We start from the raw sequence: 19854 nt of genomic DNA on the forward strand, positions 1-19854 counted from the left end.
ATCTTTTTATTCAAAAGGGGTTCTATGCTTCAAGGACAAGGATCGGCTTTTGAACAATCTAATTAAAATGAAACTCACTGGACTATTACTTGCAGCATCTTTCATGGTTTCATATGGATCCACCCATGCTCAGATCACATTAAAAGGAAAAAATGTGAAGGTAGAGCAGGCATTGAAGACCATCACCGAACAGACCGGCTATCGTTTTATATATCAAGAAGGACTTTTAAAGAATGTTATTTCAGATGTTGACTTTAAAAATGTCACGCTAAAGACTTCTCTAAATAAACTTTTGAGGGACAACAATTTTGACTTCACGATTCATGAAAATACTGTTGTCGTAAGAAATGGAAATCCAACAATAACGAATACAAATGTAGAGGGTCAACAATTGACCATGCGGGGAAAAGTTATTGACAGTCAATTTGGTGCAGCCATTGCAGGGGCCACGGTTACAGAAAAGGGTACCTCAAATGCAGCACAAACGGATGCTCAAGGTAATTTTAGTTTAACCGTGTCCAATAGCTCGGCCATATTTACAATTCGAATGTTGGGATATAGTCCTGCGGAAGTTGCTTATTCATCCTCTGCCATTGAAATTAAGTTAGAATTTTCGGAATCTGACTTAGAAGAGGTTGTGGTGGTTGGATATGGACAGCAACGACGGGGGGATTTGACAGGTTCGATAACTTCCTTAAAGGGTGATGAATTAACAAAGGGCGGAGCGGTTAGCAATGTCGGTCAAGCACTTCAAGGGAAGGCCGCAGGGGTTGTGGTCACACAGAACTCCAAGGCACCAGGTGGAAGTATTTCGATTCGTATCCGTGGTGTCAACTCAATCAGTAGTACCAATGAGCCGCTTTATGTCATTGATGGTTTCCCAAGTAATAATGGTGTAAACATTAATCCAGATGATATCGCCTCTATGGAGATATTAAAGGACGCTTCGGCTACTGCAATTTATGGTTCACGTGGTGCCAATGGGGTGGTTTTAATTACTACAAAAAGAGGTAAAGCTGGGGAGAATAACATTGCCTATACAGGTTATGTCGGTACCCAAAAGCCATATAGTCCTTTTAAAATGTTGAATGGACAAAATTATATGTTATTGGCAAATGCGCTATATAAGGAAATTGATGGTCAGGAGAGCCAGGAGTTTGGAGCCTATACAAAATCACAGTTAGAGTCAGATGTGAATACGGATTGGGTTACTGCAACTACCAGGCGAGGAATCTTACAAAGTCATAATTTACAATTTACCGGAGGAGGTGAGAAAACCAAGGTATTAAGTAGTATAGGATATTTTGACCAAGCAGGTATTTTGAAAAACACTGATTTTTCAAGGATTTCTGGCCGAGTAAATGTTGACCAAACTGTAAATGACTATATCAAGGCAGGCGCTACCATTTTCGCACAGCGGGAGAACTCAAACATTCAGGTTTATGATGGAAACATATTAAACTCGAATGTACTTTATGGGATTTTGACATATGATCCAACTGTTCCAGTTTATAATCCAGACGGAACCTTTGGTCGTCCTCCGGGAGGTAAAGGAGACAACCCTTTAGCGAACTTAATGTCAAGAACCAATGATGTACAACGTGATAAATTGAATGGAAACCTATTCTTAGAAGTAAAACCAATCCAAGATATTACGATTCGTATGGACGCAGGAACTGAGATAACCAAGGATGAATTGGGGTCATACCTAAGTCGGGAATCATACCAAGGAAGTATCGATGATGGTGTTGCACGCGTTGCCGATTACAGCCTAACACATAATCTATTTGATTTATTCGTAACCTATAACAAAACGTTTAACGAAAAGCACAATTTTAGTGCAATGGGAGGTTATGCTTACGAAAAATTCACGAACAATCGAAAAGGTATTGATGTTTACGGATTTTCCACGGACTTATTTAAATATTATAATTTAGGTGCTGCCTCAACGATTACAGGAGTTAACTCCTATCGATCTGAAAACATGATGGCATCCGTTTTTGGTCGTGTAAATTATTCATACGATGATAGATATTTATTAACTGCAACAGTTCGTCGTGATGGTTCATCTCGATTTGGTTCAGAGAACCAATGGGGAACATTTCCATCTGCGGCGTTTGCATGGAAGGCGATCAATGAATCCTTTATGCAGGATCAAACATTCTTTACTGACTTTAAGTTACGTTTAGGATATGGTCGAACTGGTAATGAACGAATTGCGGATTATGCATCCTATGGCTTGGTAAGCAATTCACACTATACATTTGATGGCAAGACCAATAACTCCGGAACCACATTAAATCCAAATTCTCCGGAGAACACAAAACTACGTTGGGAAACTACGTCCCAATTCAATGCTGGATTAGATATGGCGTTTTTAAATGACCGCCTTTCCCTTACGGTAGATGCATATTACAAGAAAACTTCTGACTTATTGATTAAAGTTACATTGCCTTACTATACAGGATATAGTTCTGGTCAGAGTAATGTTGGGTCGGTTGAGAATAAAGGTTTAGAATTCGCCTTAAACAGTAAAAACTTTGTGGGTGACTTTACCTGGGATACCAAATTAAATATTTCGATGAACCGTAATAAGGTTTTGTCACTTGGCGGGCAGAACGACATCCTTTTGACGTCTTCAAAACCAATCGGTACGGTATCTGAGGAGGCCTATGCTATTATTCGGGAAGGTCAACCGTTGGGATCATTATTTGGTTATACCTATTTAGGTGTTATCCAAGAGGGGGAAAATTATGCTCCCCAGCCAAATTCAAAAGCTGGAGATCCTAAGTTCAAGGATATGAATAATGATGGAACAATCAGTTCTGCGGATCGTGCCATTATTGGTTCGGCATATCCAAAGATGACGTTTGGTTTAACGAATAACCTATCCTACAAAAACTTTGATTTGACTGCATTTATTTATGGAAATATCGGCAGTGACTTATTGAATATGACCCGGATGAACATGGAGTGGAAGCGTACCGAGGAGGCATTGAACCGTTGGACGCCTCAGAATCAGGATACTGACTTACCGAGAAATGGTTTCTTTTATTCCAAATATGGCGGTTATATCAATGATCACTTTATTGAAAATGCATCCTTTCTTCGTTTAAGAAATGTTACCCTAGGTTACACGGTTCCATTTAAGACGAAGGCAATCCGATCATTAAGGGTTTATGTCATGGGAGAAAATTTATTTACCATAAGCAAGTATAGCGGATGGGATCCGGAAGTAGATACGAAAGCCTACGAGAATGATGGTTTGGTGAAATACAGTGGAAATCCGCAGACAGCAAATGCAGGTGCCGGTCTAGACTTCAACTCTTATCCATCGATGCGTTCATTTACGTTTGGAGTAAGTGCCAATTTCTAATCTAAATACAATTATGAAAATGAAATATCTTTCAAAAAATATATATAAATCCTTAGGTGCAATTGCCATTGCATCTATGTGTTTGAGCAGCACAATTAGCTGCACCAAATTGGAGCCTAAACTTTATAGCGACTTAACTACCAAGAATGCGTATTCCTCGGAGAGTGACATTGACGCTGCATTGACAGGCGTTTATGCAAGTTTATCTCCATATCCAGGAGATGCATATCTGTATTATGCGGGTTATTTAGTCATGATTACGGACTATTCTACAGACATGGGTTTTTCTACTGCTGCAGGAGATCCTACGAAAATGAGCAATTTGACCTATGATGATAACAATCGGTATTTTAAATTTAATTACCAGAACATGTATCAGGTTATCAGTAATTCGAATATGCTTCTTTCGAATATCGAAAATGTAGCGATTGGAGATGCAAAGAAAAAACAGGTGATAGCACAAGCTCGATTTTTAAGAGCGTTGTCCTATATGGATCTTACAGATGCATTTGGTCCCGTTCCCTTAATTACAGAAGTTCAGAATCCTTCGGAGAGCCATAATCTTCCATTGGCTCCAGTTGAAGAGGTAGAAAACTTAATCACACAGGATTGTCAATATGCAATTGACAACTTACCAGAGAAATGGTCAGCAGATTTAGGTATTGGTCGTGCTACCAAAGGAGCAGCCTTAACCTTACTTGGCAAAATGTATATGCGATCGCATAAGTATGACAAGGCAAAACCATTAATCGATGAGGTATTAGCGTTACGATCAAAAGGTGTGTATCGTTTGAATCCTGATTTCAAGAATGAGTGGTCCGATAACAATAAAGTTGATATGGGCTTAATCTTCGGTATTCTACATGAACCGACTTTGAACGGAGGAGAAATTACCAACCACTTTGGTCCATCAGACAACAGGGAGGTTCCTGACAGATGGCAATATTATGGGGTATCTCTTCAGTTCTGGAGGAAATACAGTGATTTGGACCCTCGCAAGAAATTCTTTTATTATGATTATGAAGGACTGGCACCTAGGGACAAGAATACAACGCATGGATTCTTTTATATGATGCCTAAATTAGGTCAAACTGCCCCACCAAGCGACACCGTTAAGTTATTACAAAACGTAGCGACGAAGAAGTACTCTTACGATATGACGAACAATTCTTATCTGGACGGAAGAACTATACAGGTATTCAGAATTGCAGACGTTATCCTTTGTAAGGCAGAGATAGAGAATGCATTGAATGGACCTCAGGCGGCATTGCCATATATCAATGAAGTTAGAGCGCGTGCAGGAGCACCAGAATATGGAAAGCACGCCAGCTTCCCTGTTCCAGGATCGAAAGAAGCGATGATCGATGCTTTGGTTGATGAGCGAGGATTTGAATTTGTATTTGAATACAAACGTCGTCAAGATTTAATCCGATTAGGAAGGTATGAGAAAGTAACCAATGAATATTTGCAGTCAAGAGGATTAAAACCAGTTGCTACTGCAGCATTGCGTTATTTCCCTTACCCATTGGATGAGGCCCGTCAACACCAAGAAATGTCTAGTGCTAACGCAAGTAGAATTCCTAAATAATCGATGAGAATTAAAATTATTGTTTTCCTAATTATATTGGTAGTAGCCGTTTTAGGCGGTTACTACTATTTTAGCCAACGTGTTGAAATTCAAGAAATATCTTTAAGTTCACCAGATAATCAATCGATCAAGGAAGATGTCAGGATAAAACTTAATACATCGGCACCTTTGTACCTAGAATACTGGAAAGAAGGAGAAACTGAAAGGTTCAGAACTCCCCTAACTAAATCAAGTGATATCCATCTGATTAATTTACTATTACTCGAACCTTCTACAAAATACAATTATCAAGTTGTTATCGATAAATGGTTTCCAGTTAAGTCCAAACAAATGAGTTTTGAAACTAGAGAGCAATCGCCATGGATGGTCCATAACTGGATTAAGGAAAAACACCCTCATGATGCAAAAGCATTGGGAGATGACCTGATCATGCTTTGCTTTCGAGGTTATCCGGGAAATATTTCGATTGTAGACGGAAAGGGTACAGTGAGATGGTATTGGCAAGACGATAAGATGGGTGTTAGATTAGCATCTTTAACTCCTCGAGGTACCATTCTTGCACTGTTAGCTCCGGCAAACAAAGATGAATTTAAGAAGGAACCTACCAAGAAAGAAGGGAAAGCCCTTCCACAAAGATATTACTTACGGAGCGGAAGACTTGGTTTTATGGGCGGAACTGAATTAGTGGAAATCTCACAGACAGGGAAAGTACTTTGGCGATGCAACCTACAAGAAAAAGGGATCATCATGCATCATGATGTTCAGATGAACAATCTGAATGAAATATATGCGGTCGTTAGAGATTTTAGAATAGATGATCGTCCCAATTCCAAGAAAGATACACTTTGGGGTGACGCTATTGTAAGAATTGACAGTTTAGGAAACATTCAACATAAATGGACACCCTGGACAGATTGGGATATTCAAAAGGATGCCCGATTGGATAGTTTCAAACATGATCGCTTCCATTTTAATACCATTTCATTTGATAAAGATGGAAATTACCTGACCTCCTCGCCTATTGAAAACCAGGTTTGGAAGATTAATCCGACTACGGGAAAGATTGTTTGGAAATTAGGTAAAAACGGGGATTTTAAAATGGACCCTAAAGATTATTTTTATTTCCAACATGCCCCTCATATAACGAAGGACGGGGATTTGCTCTTATTTGACAATGGAGATTATGCCCCACAGGATACAGCGAAGCTTCAGAAAAGATCTAGGGCAATTGCCTTTAGCCTGGATAGCAAAAACATGGTAGCAAAAAGAACTTACCAAGCACCATTGCCCATCAAACAATACACTGCCAGAATGGGGAGTGCATTTTTAATCGGCAAAGGAAATATCCTACAGACGAGCTCCAAAACAGGAAGTGCCATAGTTACCGATAAGCAGGGAAAAGTTCTCTGGGAATTAAATAGTCATTTCATACCTTATCGAGCTGTAGAAGTGCCTGAAAGTTTTTGGGCAAATTTTAGAATAAAATCTAATTAACATGAAAATCAACCTAAAAAAGTACCTACATATTATTTTATTTTCCGCAAGCAGCATTGCGGCTCAAACAGCATATTCACAACAACAACCCTTCCCCCCGCAACCATTAAAATGGAATCCGGATCAATTAGGAAACCAACGAGCGGTGCTGAAAGTTGAAAAAGACGACAAATTAGTAGAAGCTACAATTCCCTGGAGAAATCGCTGGGTTAAAGCAGATCAGAAAATAATCATCGTTGATAGTGCTACAAATAAAAGTTATGATCCTTCCTCCTATCTATGGATTAACAATGTCTCTGGAGGAATAAGTTTTCAGCCACAATCTGGCAAAGGAATCTATTACATCTACTATCTACCTTACGAATTGGACGGTCGGACTAACTACCCCACGGCAACCTATTTAAAAAATACATCTTCAGCTTCCAATACTGAGATTAAGACAAAAAACCCAAAGGCAAAGTTTCTCAGACTTGAATCCGTTGATAATTTTAACGCAAATACTGCAATGGAAACCATTGCCTCCGAGCAAGAGGTAAATTTTCTATTGAATTTACATAAGAACGAGGACTATTTAGTATTTCCTGAAACTCGCGATAATCCAGTAAAAATGCGGGATTATCTCCCGAAACGATGGACAGAAAAGAATTTTAACAATCGCCTTTTAAGAGATCGTGCTGAATTGGGCGGATATCATGCTTTTCAGGTTGCTGTTTATCCTATAAAAACGGATTTAAAGAATTTACATGTAGCGGCAAGTGACTTAAAAAATGAGAGCGGACAGACAATTTCTAAATCGAATTTTGATTGTATCAACCAAGAAGGAATTGCCTATACTGGTTTACCATTAATCAACAAGGTGAATGTAACAAAAGGTCAGGTTCAGTCATTGTGGTGTGGATTTACTATTCCTGAAGATACAAAGCCAGGCACATATAAAGGTATAGTTACCCTAACTGCTGACAATGGCAAGCCAAAAACAATTGAACTGGAAATTGAAGTTGGTGCAACTAAGTTGACAAACAAAGGTTATGATGAGCCGTGGAAAATGACGCGACTGCCATGGTTGAATTCTACTTTAGCGCATGCAAATACCATTCTTCCTCCCTATACGGCAGTTCAGGTCAAACAGGATTCTATTTTATCCATTCTTGGTCGTGAAGTAGTACTGAATTCGTCGGGACTTCCTAAACAAATACGGACCTATTTTACTCCTGAAATGACGGAAATATCCGATCAAGCCAATTCAATTTTGGAGCAAGCGATGCATTTCAAGTTTACAGGTGTAAACGGGAAGGATGAACAGCTTTCAGGCCAAGGATTTCAATTCACACAAAAAGAAGAGGGCTTATATGGCTGGAAATCTCAGCTTAAAAACCAGAACCTTCAAGTTGATTTGGATGGAACTTTAGAGTTTGATGGTTATATGCATTATGTTGTCAAGGTACAAGCTCTACAGGATATTGACCTATCAGACATCAGCTTGGAAATTCCTTTTCAAAAAGATCAAGCAGCATATTTAATGGGGTTGGGCCAAAAAGGTGGTTATAGACCTTCGAATATTGATTGGAAATGGGATGTTGCTCATAAAAATCAAGATGGCGCATGGATTGGAGCTGTGAATGCAGGATTACAATTTTCACTTAGAGATGAACATTATGAACGTCCATTAAACACCAACTTCTACCTACAGAAACCATTAAAGTTGCCGACCTCATGGGGAAATGAGAACAAAGGCGGAATAACTATTAAGGATATTAATAAAAGAGTGTTGGTTAAGGGATATAGTGGTGCCAGAACTCTTAAAAAGGGCGATGTTCTTTATTACAATTTTAACTTGCTGATTACACCATTCCATCCTATTCAAACAGATGAGCAATGGAATGAGCGTTATTATCATGCCTATCACCCTGTTGACTCTGTAAAGAAAGGGGGTGCAAATGTAATCAACATCCATCATGCAAATGATTTGAACCCATATATCAATTATCCTTTTATTGCGACGAAAGAAATGAAAAACTACATTGATTCAGCGCATCAGGAGGGTTTAAAGGTAAAAATCTACAATACGGTAAGGGAGGTTTCCAACCGAGTTTATGAACTTTATCCACTACGAAGTTTGGGTCACGAGGTCTTTTCTGCGGGACCAGGTAAGGGTTATTCATGGCTTCAGGAGCATGTTGGCGAGGATTATATTGCAGCATGGTATGTTCCAAAATATCAAGATGCTGCTTTAATCAATAGCGGCATGAACAGGTGGCACAACTATTATGTTGAAGGTATGAATTGGCTGGTTGACAAGATTGGGATCGATGGTATTTACCTTGATGACGTAGCTTTTGACCGCATCACCATGAAACGGATTAAACGCGTCATGACCAAGAATGGACACCCGGGATTAATTGACCTGCACTCAGCAAATCAGTATAATGAACGCGATGGTTTTAACAACAGTGCCAATCTATATATGGAACATTTTCCTTATATTAATAGATTATGGTTTGGGGAATACTTTGATTATGAGAAAAATAATCCAGATTTCTTTTTAACTGAGGTCAGTGGAATTCCTTTCGGTTTAATGGGGGAAATGCTACAGGACGGAGGTAATCCCTATCGTGGCATGATCTACGGGATGACAAATCGTTTGCCGTACCAGAAAAGCGGACCACAGGGATTATGGAAAGTATGGGATGATTTTGGAATAGTAGGTTCAAAAATGATAGGATATTGGTCTCCAAATAACCCGGTTAAAACAGACAGAGCGGATGTTTTAACGACGGTATTCCAGAAAAATGGAAAGACCATGGTTGCCATAGCAAGCTGGGCTCCAAATGATACAGATTTTAAATTAAAAATAGATTGGGAGAAACTTGGATTGGACCCTAAAAAGGTAAAAATTAGAAGTCCATTTATTAAGGATTTTCAAGAAGAAAAGACTTTTGATCCGCAATCAAGCATAGCAGTTAAGAAGAATCAAGGCTGGTTACTAATCATCGAATAAAGATCTAAACTATGGTAAAAAACAATGTCAAAAAGAGCCTATTAGGCATTGCAATAACTTTGTTCTTTGCTGGGCAGGGATATGCTCAGCAGCCATCAAAGGTAACGGAAGAGATAGTGAGTATGACGACCTATCCTTTTTCAGATCCGGATCCTATTGCATCAAACCAAAAGCTATATCCCTACTTTCGGTTTGATGGTTTCTCCAATACTCCTATCCAAAAGAAATGGAATGTTGTCAATTTGGAGAATGATTATATAAAAGTTCAGATCATGCCAGAGATTGGCGGAAAAATCTGGACAGCCTATGATAAGGTTAATAAAAGGGACTATCTATATAATAATGCTGTAGTCAAATTTCGGGACATTGCTATGCGTGGCCCATGGACTAGTGGCGGAATTGAGGCCAATTATGGCGTAATTGGGCACACACCGAACACTTCAACACCGGTTGATTATTTGATACGAACGAATGCTGACGGAAGCGCCAGCTGTATTATCCACACATTGGATTTACTATCAAGAACACAATGGACATTAGAGATCCGACTAGAAAAAGATAAAGGTTACTTTACAACGAAGTCTTTTTGGTCAAATAGCAATCCAATTGAGCAGCCTTACTATACCTGGATGAATCTTGGCATACCTGCCGGAAATGACCTCCAATTTGTTTATCCTGGACATAAGTATATCGGTCATGGAGGAGAACAGCACAATTGGCCAATCGATTCGGAGGGCAGGGACCTTTCCACTTATACTGGCAATGCATTTGGGGATTCAAAATCGTACCATGTCCTTGGTGCTGCCAGCAATACGTTTGGAGCGTACTGGTCAGATTCGGATTATGGAATGGCGCGTTATGCGAACCGCGAAGACAAACTGGGAAAGAAAATTTTTCTGTGGGCACAATCGGGCTCTGGACAGATCTGGGAAGACCTATTGACAGACAACAGCGGTCAATATGTGGAGATTCAAAGTGGTCGCCTCTTCAATCAAAATATGGGCACAAGCAGTGAAACTCCTTTTAAACAGATTGGATTTCAACCCTATCAAACCGACCGATGGGAAGAAAATTGGCTTCCATATCATGGCATCGGTAAAGCAACGGCAATTAATCTTGTAGGAGCCTTTAAATTGAACCAAAATGGTCAAAATTTAGAGATCCTAATTGATCCTAAACAAAGTTTCAACGACTCATTGATTGTCTATAATGCCGCTTGCGAACGAATTGGAGCAACACTAGTTTCGGCGAAGATTGGAACAGCGGTAAAGGTCAATTTGGCTTTAAAAAATGATGAAGAGGTTCATTCGATTGTCCTCCATGGAAACCGTTTAGACTTGGAACAAGATAAATATGAATTAAAAAGACCTGTTGAAATTAAGGTTAAACTAAATGAAGTCGATTCATTAGCATTTCTTGGTAGAGATCTATTAAGGTTTCGATTGTTTAGTCAGGCAGAACCTTTGATTCGAAAAGGATATGATCTAGATCCAAATAACACATCAATCCTGAGTTCCATGATCAAGCTTTCATGGTTCAGGATGGAGTATGAGAAGGCTTTAGAATATGCATCGAAAGCATTAGAGCTGGACACTTACAACGCTGAAGCAAACTATTATTATGGTTTGATCAATGAAAAGTTGGGCAGGGAATATGATGCTAGAGATGGCTACCAAGTTGCGAGTATGGATGCGGCTTGGCGGGCATCGGCATTTACGGCGCTTTCACGGATGCATTTCAAGGTAAAAGATTATGCTGAAGCGATAAGCTATGCGCAGAAGGCCTTAAAAATGGGTGCGGAAAATATTGACGCTCTTCAAATTCAATACTTAGCAGGGAAAATACTAAATAATGAATCAGCGATTAAAAGCAGTCAATTAGCGCTTGAAAGTATCGATCCGCTGAACCCTTTCTTAAATTTTGAAAGCCTATGGCTTAACAAAACTGCTGAAGCAGAGAAACAGTTTTTGAGTTCCGTGAAACAGGAATTGAGAACGGAGGCATTTTTAGAATTGGCTATTTGGTATCATTCTATGCAATTACAGGATAGGGCCATAAAAGTATTGGAAGTTGCCCCTCAAAATACGGAAACACTATATTGGTTAACATGGCTGAACAAAGAAAATAATAGTGGGAAAAACTGGTTAAATAAGGCCGAGCAATCTAGTCCTGAATATGTTTTTCCATTTAGAGAGGAAAGTCAACCTATATTTGAATGGGCTTCCCAAAGCAGTAAAAATTGGAGGTCTGATTACTTACAGGCTTTGTTATATAGATATCGAAATCAGGGCGAAAAAGCATTAAGTTTACTTTCAAAAAACAATTCCGGAAGCGTAGATTTTGCACCCTATTTTGCAGTTCGGAGCGAACTTGAATCCAAGGCGAATCCGAGTGAATCAATTGAGGATTTAATCTTAGCCTCGAAATTGGATCCAAAAGAATGGCGTTATGGTAAGCTCCTGTCCAATCAGTATCGTATTCAAAAGGATTATAAGAAGGCTCTTGAAATTGCATCGAAATATTTTAAGGCAGATCCGACGAATTACATCTTAGGTATGAACTATAGTAGAATGTTGTTGTTAAACAAAAATTATCAAGAGGCAGATAACATTTTGTCAAAATTACATATCCTTCCTTTTGAAGGGGCAACAGATGGTCATCGTTATTATGAGCAAGCAAAATTAATGATGGCTTATGATGCCTTGATAAAAAACAATTCCAAACTAGCTAAACAGAAAATAGATGAGAGTCGGCTTTGGCCAAAAGAATTGGGGGTTGGTGAACCATATCAAGATGAAAAACAAGAGTTTTTAGCTGATTGGTTAGAAGCACAATTATATAAGAACGAAGATGCGACAAAGTCAAAAGAATTATTGAAGAAAATCAGTGAATCTGAGTCGGGCAGATCGGTGGCTTATATTTTATTAAAGGCGGAGGCCAATGATCAATTAGGCAATCAAGAATCAGCCAATAAGGAGCGTTCGGCTCTGATTGCAAGATCACCTGAGCTCGCAACACAATTAAGTGCACTGCAGGCGGAAATAAAAAACGGAAAAATTCAAGATTATTGGCCTAAATTATTGGCAATGGTCTATAATCAAGAAGACCAAAGAATTTTTTAGTATATGCAAGAGCCTGTTAACACAGGCTCTTTTTTTATTCTTCCCAAACGAATTTTCCTTCGGTTATTTTAATCAAAGTACCATCTTCTTTTTTCAGGTCGCCTTCAAAAGTCCCTGATAAATATTTAAGGTTTTGCGTTTTAGCATCTGGAGTCAATGCTGTAATATTTACTTTAAAAGGTCCTGCGGGTTTGTGATATTGATTTACGGCATATGGGATTAAGCTTGAAGAATTATCACTTTCCTTTTTCCAATGGCCTAATTGCACGAAGTAATTCAGACTCTCCGTTCCATCCAGTAAGGGCAATTCATACTGCTTTATTTCTGTCGGACTCAAAAGATCAAAATTAATAGCAAAAAAATCTTGGTCCTGAGTAAATTCATTGGTACTAGTGCCTCTGATGTTGACTAGGAATTTCTTTACATTGCCATATTTATCAGTATTTAAATCAAAATAAAAGAATCCAGCTTCTTTAGACCTTTCAGATGTCCATAATTTACCATCAATTTTCATCGTGATATAAGGAGCAATCAATTTTTCAGGTTGATCTATATCAGGATTATTCTCTGAATCTTTGCTGCAAGAACCAAAAAGAACAAATAAAAAAATAATTAAAGGTTGAATTGAAATTCTTTTCATAGAAATTGACGTTTAAACTTTTAAACTCGAGGTTGATAATTTTTAATTTTCGTTTCAAAAATCGAGCAAATATATTACAGGCAAGTACAGGACGGGAATGCACAATTTATTTCTTTCCTTTAGATAACCATTATTTATCAACCTCAGCCAGGTTAAATTCGTTGCATATGAAAAGTTATTCCTATTTGAGTTTAATTTTAATACTATTTCTGCTCATATCATGTCAGAAAAAACATGAGGTATTTCCATTCAAGCCTACAGCGAATAGCAGCATCGTCATCCTTGGAAATTCATTTGCGGAACGCATGCAACGAAACAATTACTTTGAGACCTTGCTTCATGGAAGTTTTCCAGAGTTAAAGCTTCATGTGCGGAACCTTGGTTGGGACGCAGATGAAGTGAATCTAAGGCCCAGACCGTTGAACTTCGGAACTATTCAAGAACATCTAAAAGCTCAGCAAGCGGACGTTATCTTTGCTTGCTTTGGAATGAATGAATCCTTTAAAGGTCTAGATAGTCTTGAAACTTTTAATAGGGATCTTAAATCGCTATTAGAAAACCTTCAGCAGCTTAAGCCTAATGGAAAAGATATTCCCAAGATTATTTTAGTATCACCTATAGCCCACGAAAAGATTGATGGGGAACTTCCTGATCCTGCTACACATAACAAAAACCTAAAATTGTACAGCGAAGGGATGTCCAGAATCGCGAAAGAGCTTCAGATACCTTTTATTGACCTATATGAATCTACAAAAGAAGAGATGAATCGGTCAAAAAAACCATTAACCACAGATGGGATCCATCTTAACGATGCTGGCTATAAATTCGTCAGTGAAATCATGGCGAAGACACTGGATCTCCCATTAAATAGTTGGTCGAATGATTCAAAACTTGAACAATTAAGGAAGCTTATTCAAATTAAGAACCAACATTATTTCTACCGTTACAGGTCTCAGAATGGGGAATACATCTATGGCCGTCGACGTGAATGGGCGGGAGGTCAGGCATTGCCATTGGAATTAACGAAAATAGACCAGATTGTAGAACAATTGGATAGCCTTGTTTGGGAAAGTGCAAAACCGGGGAAAGAGGTTGATTTAAGCCTTGCTTCAGCCATCATTCAATCCGGAAAGGCTAAGGTTGAAGAGGAGAAGATAGTCCCAACGACAGAAGCAGATTTGGCATTGGCAAAATCTCAATTTGTATTACCTGAAGGATTTGAGATTAACCTGTTTGCATCTGAGAAGGATTTTCCGATGGCAAACCCAGTTGCTGCTCGCTTTGATAGTCAAGGAAGATTATGGGTGGCGTCGATGCCTTCATACCCTAATTATACTCCAGGCAACCCTCCGAACGACAAAATACTAATCTTGGAGGACAGCGACGGGGATGGCAAAGCTGATAAACATACGGTATTTGCAGATAGCTTATATCTGCCTTTAGGGTTCGAATTAGGAGATGGCGGCGTTTATGTCACCCAGGCACCAGATTTTGTTTATCTAAAAGATACTGATGGGGACGGCAAGGCAGATTACCGTGAGGTATTACTGTCGGGTTTTGGTACGGAGGATTCGCACCATACCTTAAACACCTATACCTGGGGGCCAGACGGAGCCCTTTATATGAATATGGGTACTTTTTTACATACCCAGGTTGAAACTGCTTATGGACCTAGAAGAGGTGACTACGGAATGGTATGGCGATATGAACCACGAACCAGGAAGTTTGATCAGCATATATCCTATCTCTTTGCTAATCCTTGGGGGGATGTGTTTATGCGCGACGGTACGCAGTTGATTGCAGATGTATCTACCGGATTAAACTATTTTGCACCCCCTCTTACAGTGGCTATAGATTACCCCAAAAAGCATTTGGAGATGAAAGACTTCTTAACCTCTGGTTCAAAACCCAAAACTTGTGGTTTGGAAATTATATCGAGCCGAGCGTTTCCAGATAGCTTACAGGGAAATGTGCTTTTCAATACGTTTATAGGTTTCCAAGGAATTAGGCAGCATAAGATTACGGCGGAAGGCAGTGGCATTGTTGGAACGGAGACTACCCCTCTCCTACAATCTAAAGATCCAAACTTTAGGCCTGTAGATTTACAGTTCGGACCAGACGCTGCGCTATATGTTGTTGATTGGTATAATCCTATTATTCAACACGGAGAACAGAATTTCCGTGATGAAAAACGAGATCATACGAAGGGAAGAATTTGGAAGATTACGCATAAGGACAAATCCACCTTAAAACCTGTCGACCTGACAAAGTTGAGTATTGCCGAAGTTTTAGATCAGTTAAAACTACATGAAGACCGAGCTCGATATAGGGCACGCCGAATGTTGCGCGAATATTCATCAAAGGAGGTATTGCCAGAGGTTGACAAATGGCTAAAGGGTTTAGAAGTTTCTGATCCTGAAATTGAGCAGCATAGAATGGAAGGACTTTGGATCTATCAACAGTTTAACAAGCCAAATGAGCAGCTGCTTAAAGAACTTTTAAACAGCAAGCAATCGGCGGTTCGTGCGGCAGCTACACGAGTACTTCATTATTGGTTTGATCGGATTCCCAATGCTATGGAGCAGATCATTAAGATGTCAAAAGACACATCTGAGAAAGTTCGGCTTGAAGCGATCATATCATTAAGTTACCAAAAGGATGAGAAAGCCGTTAATGCATTGTTAGATGCGGCGGAGTTACCTACCGATGATTATATTAACTATGCTTTAAATGAGTCCTTCCGTCATTTACGGCCAGTGTGGGTTGGAATGTTTGAGAAGGATAGCAAATATTTAGAGCATGAACCCGAGAGGGCAGATCGACTGTTGGGTTCTGTGGCCACGAAGCGTGAATCTCTTTATATTGGTTTTGTAGCAGAAGATCCTACAGTTGCAAAATATAGCGAGCCAAAGCTTTCGGCTTCTGAATATGAACAGATGAAAGGTTCATTTGCAGTTCAGAAATTTATGAAGGAGAATAAGGAAATCTTGATGGATGAAAATACGGCTCAGAAGCCAGATTCAGAATCTCAAACTTCAAAATCGAAGGGTTTAAAACCAACTCATATCATTAAGACTCTTCCTGGGAAAATGGCATTTGATTTAGAAGCCTTTGAAGTTAATGCAGGTGAAAAAATCGTATTGGAGTTTGACAACAATGATCAGATGCCTCATAATATTGTGTTTACAAAACCAGGGTCACGAGAAAAAGTTGGGCAGGCAGCAGATAAGATGTCCATTGAACCCGATGCCTATGAACAGAACTTTGTTCCAAAAATTCCAGAAGTTCTATTTGCAACAGTATTGGTGCAGGCCGGACAGAGTTATCAACTGCAGTTTACCGCTCCAAAAGAAAAAGGTGATTATCCTTTTGTATGTACTTTTCCAGGCCATTGGCAAATTATGCATGGTATTATGAAAGTGAGGTAGTTTAGAAGGTTAAATACTTTTCTCGATATTCTTTTGGGGTTACTCCAATAAATGTTTTGAATTGTTTATTAAAATTAGACAGGGTATTGAATCCTGAATCATAACATATTTGTGCAATACTCATATTTTCTGAGTTTGAAAGCAATTTACAAGCATGACTTAAACGTAGTTCTGCAAGAAAATAAGAAAAGGTCTTACTGGTTTTAGCAGTAAAATACCGGCTAAAAGATGTTGAAGTCATGCTCAGCAAGGCTGATACCTCATCAAGTGTGATCTTCTTTCTGAAATTTGTGAATGCATAATTATAAACAATGTTTATACGATTGGTTTCAACTTCTTTCGGTTCTTCCAATATCTCACCGTAGTTGAGCAAGCTGTATTCATTACTCTTTGCAAGGACGCCTAAGATCTTCAATAATTGAATGATACTATCCATTCCATGGAGATGTAAAAGTCCGTGCATTAGTTTGATGGTTTCTGCGGCAGTATCTCCATGAATTTCCATTCCACGCCGCACCTTTCCCAAGAGTATTTTTAGCTGATTAAATTCATCTTTTTCAATAAACTTTTCAAGTGCTGATCCATTAAAATAAATAACCAATCCCATGCTGGATTTATTTGACTTTGGGTCAAAATAACAATCTTCGCTACGCCAAAGATGTGGGATATTAGGTCCAACAAACGTTAGGTCACCACAATCAAACGCTTTCATGGTATTACCAATAAATTTTGTTCCTGAACCTTCAATCACCAAGAATAGTTGATATTCAAGGTGTGCATGCCAGGTTGTATCAAAGTGTTTGTCATTGAGTTTTCTGATGGCAAAAATTCGGGAAGCCGGGATTCTGGTTTTCTGGACTGCGGGTTTTTTAAAGTTTATATCCATAGTCGATTGATTAGTTGCATACCTGAATAAGGTTTATCAAATATTGGTTATCTAAATTAAGTGTTCAAAAGACAATTTTCAAGCAATTTATTAAAAAATGCTTGATTATTTTCCAAAGTTTAAGCTTCAAAGGGACAAATTTGACAAAATACAGTCAGTTTTGGGTTATTCATAGGTATTGAAAAAAGTTTACATCTACTAATTTAGGGTCTAAGGATTTCCTTAATCAATTAAAAACAGGTTATGATGAACGACTCAACGTTCCATACCACATCAAAAATATATTATAAAAAATATGGGATTACATGTAAAATTGGGCATAAGCACCTGGATATGGACCTCACCATTCCAGACTGAGGAGGCTACAGCCTTATTTGAAAAGATTGCAGCATTAGGGTACGAAATAGTCGAAATAGCGGTAGAAGATCCAAAATTGATAGATACGCAAAAAATCTCCGCTGAATTAGAGCGTAACGGATTAAGTGCCATCGTTTGTGGAGCGTTTGGTAGTACCCGGGATTTAACCAGTGATGATCCCGAACTTCAAAGAAACTCACTCGAATACATAGAAGAATGTTTAAATATAACGAAGCTTTTAGGGGCCAAATTTTTTGCAGGCCCGATGTATTCAGCTGTTGGGAAGGCAAGGATGGTTCCAGATGCACAAAGGGAAATAGAATGGAATCGTGCTGTAAAAAACCTAAAGACAGTTTGTGAAATGGCCTCATCTAAAGGTTTAGAAATAGCTTTGGAGCCATTAAATAGGTTTGAATCCGACTTGGTGAATAATGTGGATGATGTACTGCGATTGATTGAACAGATTGATCATCCAGCGGCAAAAATCTGTCTAGATATGTTCCATATGAATATTGAAGAATGGGACCCAGCATTAGCCATTCAAAAAGCAGGAGATAAACTTTTACATCTTCAAGTTTCTGAGAATTACCGAGGAATCCCAGGAACAGGTAATGCAAGTTGGGATAAATATCATCAAGCATTAGCATCAATCGATTACAAAGGGGCCATTTCAATTGAAAGTTTTACGCCAGCAAATAAAGAGCTGGCAGGAGCCGTATGCATCTGGCGGAAGCTAGCAGAGGATCAGGACACTTTTGCCCGAGAAGGATATTCCTTCTTAAAGAATTGGAAAGAAAATAATGTATAACCACAAAACCGATATTTTATGAGTAGCAATGAAAAAATTAATGTAGCAATAGTTGGATTAGGGTTTGGAGCAGAATTTATACCTATATACCAACAGCATCCCGATGCAAACATGTATGCAATTTGCCAACGGAATGTAGAAAAGCTTAATGAGATTGGGGACGCTTTTGGCGTAGAAAAAAGATATACAGATTTTGATGAAATGTTGAAAGATGAACTGATCGATGCGGTTCATATCAATACCCCGATCCCTAATCATGCAGAACAATCAATTAAGGCATTGAGGGCAGGAAAGCATGTGGCCTGTACAGTTCCTATGGCGACTACTGTTGAGGAATGTAGGCAAATCGTCGAGGCCGTAGAAGAAACTGGCCTAACTTACATGATGATGGAAACTGTAGTTTATGCCCGCGAATTTCTTTTTATGAAAGAACTTTATGAGAAGGGTGATTTAGGGAAGATTCAGTTTTTGAAAGCGAGTCACCAGCAGGATATGGATGGATGGCCAAATTATTGGCCGGGATTACCGCCCATGCACTATGCAACACACTGCGTAGGTCCGGTATTGGGATTGACAAGAAGCGAAGCTGAATATGTCTCCTGCTTTGGTTCAGGGACGATCAGGGAAGATTTGATTGGACAATACAATTCTCCATTTGCAGTTGAAACGGCACATATCAAGTTTAAGGATTCTGATTTAAGTGCACATGTTTATCGTTCCTTGTTTGATACAGCACGACAGTATAGGGAAAGTTTCGAGGTTTATGGATCGAAAAGTTCGGTAGAATGGCCGTTGATAGAAGGAGAACCTTTGGTATTACATGTCGCTAAAAGACCGGAACCTGAAATTCCTGAGGAGGTGAAATGTCCTGACTATGCGCATTTACTACCTCAACCCATTCAGCATTTTACGCAGGCTGGGGTCTATGATGAAGACGAGAACCAACATTTATCTTTCAGTCAGGGAGCTGGCCATGGGGGTTCACATCCGCATTTAGTCCATGAATTCATAGACGCTTTGAAAACAGGTCGTCAACCATTTCCAAATGCGAGGCAGTCTGCCAATATTACTTGCGTAGGTATATTAGCCCATGAATCCGCTCTTAAAGGTGGTGAAATCATTTATTTGCCATCATTTACATGGGAAGTTCAATAATC

Annotated in this window: 10 protein-coding genes; 8 read left to right on the forward strand and 2 right to left on the reverse strand. The window is 39.0% G+C overall.

What is annotated here, in order from left to right:
- Nucleotides 1–67 precede the first annotated feature (67 nt).
- The 5 genes from E0Y80_RS09735 to E0Y80_RS09755 are packed head-to-tail and all read left to right on the forward strand — an operon-like array spanning nucleotide 68 to nucleotide 12578.
- A complete protein-coding gene (locus E0Y80_RS09735; RefSeq protein WP_156307482.1) occupies nucleotides 68–3376 on the forward strand; it encodes a SusC/RagA family TonB-linked outer membrane protein in 3309 nt (1102 codons plus the stop codon).
- A gap of 13 nt (nucleotides 3377–3389) precedes the next feature.
- Nucleotides 3390–4964, forward strand: a complete 1575-nt coding sequence (locus E0Y80_RS09740; RefSeq protein ID WP_197091545.1) for a RagB/SusD family nutrient uptake outer membrane protein — start codon at nucleotides 3390–3392, stop codon at nucleotides 4962–4964.
- Between the two features lie 3 nt (nucleotides 4965–4967).
- The gene (locus E0Y80_RS09745) at nucleotides 4968–6458 is read left to right on the forward strand and encodes an aryl-sulfate sulfotransferase (protein ID WP_156307483.1); all 1491 of its coding nucleotides are present in this window, start codon (nucleotides 4968–4970) and stop codon (nucleotides 6456–6458) included.
- A gap of 1 nt (nucleotide 6459) precedes the next feature.
- Entirely contained in the window at nucleotides 6460–9456 is a 2997-nt protein-coding gene (locus tag E0Y80_RS09750) for a glycoside hydrolase domain-containing protein (protein WP_231596007.1), read from the forward strand.
- 11 nt (nucleotides 9457–9467) lie between these two features.
- Nucleotides 9468–12578: a DUF5107 domain-containing protein gene (locus tag E0Y80_RS09755; protein ID WP_156307484.1), complete on the forward strand. Its 3111-nt coding sequence runs from the start codon at nucleotides 9468–9470 to the stop codon at nucleotides 12576–12578.
- A gap of 34 nt (nucleotides 12579–12612) precedes the next feature.
- On the opposite strand, the gene E0Y80_RS09760 is transcribed toward E0Y80_RS09755, so the two are convergent.
- A complete protein-coding gene (locus E0Y80_RS09760) occupies nucleotides 12613–13218 on the reverse strand; it encodes a hypothetical protein (protein WP_156307485.1) in 606 nt (201 codons plus the stop codon).
- A 167-nt stretch (nucleotides 13219–13385) separates the two neighbouring features.
- Here E0Y80_RS09760 and E0Y80_RS09765 point away from each other — a divergent pair, with 167 nt between their 5' ends.
- A complete protein-coding gene (locus tag E0Y80_RS09765; RefSeq protein ID WP_156307486.1) occupies nucleotides 13386–16646 on the forward strand; it encodes a PVC-type heme-binding CxxCH protein in 3261 nt (1086 codons plus the stop codon).
- A gap of 1 nt (nucleotide 16647) precedes the next feature.
- Here the strand turns inward: E0Y80_RS09765 and E0Y80_RS09770 are convergent, their stop codons facing one another.
- Nucleotides 16648–17532 (reverse strand): AraC family transcriptional regulator, encoded by an 885-nt coding sequence (locus tag E0Y80_RS09770; RefSeq protein ID WP_156307487.1) that lies wholly within the window; start codon nucleotides 17530–17532, stop codon nucleotides 16648–16650.
- Between the two features lie 295 nt (nucleotides 17533–17827).
- Here E0Y80_RS09770 and E0Y80_RS09775 point away from each other — a divergent pair, with 295 nt between their 5' ends.
- Nucleotides 17828–18697 (forward strand): sugar phosphate isomerase/epimerase family protein, encoded by an 870-nt coding sequence (locus E0Y80_RS09775; protein ID WP_156307488.1) that lies wholly within the window; start codon nucleotides 17828–17830, stop codon nucleotides 18695–18697.
- A gap of 18 nt (nucleotides 18698–18715) precedes the next feature.
- Nucleotides 18716–19852 (forward strand): Gfo/Idh/MocA family oxidoreductase, encoded by a 1137-nt coding sequence (locus E0Y80_RS09780; RefSeq protein WP_156307489.1) that lies wholly within the window; start codon nucleotides 18716–18718, stop codon nucleotides 19850–19852.
- Nucleotides 19853–19854: the final 2 nt, after the last annotated feature.

Source organism: Sphingobacterium endophyticum, from assembly GCF_009733535.1.
GTDB classification, from domain to species: domain Bacteria; phylum Bacteroidota; class Bacteroidia; order Sphingobacteriales; family Sphingobacteriaceae; genus Sphingobacterium; species Sphingobacterium endophyticum.